The organism is Falsiroseomonas oryzae (assembly GCF_027856955.1).
GTDB classification, from domain to species: domain Bacteria; phylum Pseudomonadota; class Alphaproteobacteria; order Acetobacterales; family Acetobacteraceae; genus Falsiroseomonas; species Falsiroseomonas oryzae.
The window spans coordinates 1-934 of sequence record NZ_JAPSMD010000888.1; the positions used below are offsets into that span (position 1 = coordinate 1).

The following is a 934-nucleotide window of genomic DNA, read 5'->3' on the forward strand; positions in this document are numbered from 1 at the left end:
GTCGCCGTCGCCGCGCTGATCGTGGCGCTGGTCGGCGCGGATCCGCGCGCCCTCCCGCCGCTGCTCGCCGGCGCGGCCGTGGCCGGGCTGCTCGGCGTGCTGGCGGTGCAGGCGCTGACCCGCACGAAGCGCATCCGGGAGGATGCCGCGATCGCCATCGTCCTCTCCTCCTTCTACGCCGCGGGCGTCGCGCTGCTGTCCTGGCTGCAGACGCTGCCCGGCGCGGCGCAGGCGGGACTGTCGAAGTTCATCCTCGGCCAGGCGGCGGCGATGCGGGCGGAGGACGCGATGATCGCCGCCGGCGTCGCCGCGCTGTGCCTGGTGCTGGTCCTGCTGGCCTTCCAGCGCTTGCGCGCGGTCGCCTTCGATGCCGACTTCGCCCGCGTGCAGGGGCTGCGCACGGATCGCACGGACCTGCTGCTGCTTGGCCTGATCGTGCTGGTCTGCGTCAGTGGCCTGCAGGCAGTCGGGCTGATCCTGGTGGTGGCGCTGCTGGTGCTGCCGGCCGCGACCGCGCGCCTCGTCACCCACCGCCTGCCGCGCATGCTGGCGATCGCGGCGGCCAGCGGCGCCGTGTCGGGCGCGGCGGGCGCCTATCTCTCGGCGATCCGGCCGGAGGTGCCGACCGGCGCCGCGGTGGTGCTGGTGGCCGCCTGGTTCTTCACCCTGGCGCTGCTGGCGGCGCCGGAACGCGGGCTGGTCGCGCGGCTCTGGGTGCTCATGCGCCGTCGGCTGGCCGCCGACACCGAGCATTTCCTGCGCGCCGCCTGGGAAGCGCAGGAAGCCGCGGGCGCCGGTCCGGGCACGGCAGGCGACCGCTGGGCACCGATCGGTGCGGTGGCCGCCGCGCGTGGCTGGAGCCGCGGCAAGGCGCGGCGCCTCGCCTTCTGGCTCTCCCTGCGCGGCCTCGTGGCGCGCGCCGAGGGTTCCGTCC

General features: G+C 76.3%; 1 protein-coding gene. It reads left to right on the forward strand.

Annotation, left to right across the window (positions count from 1 at the left end):
- Positions 1–934, forward strand: a 934-nt coding sequence (locus OZN99_RS32470) for a metal ABC transporter permease (RefSeq protein WP_270939303.1), incomplete at both ends; no start/stop codon positions are given.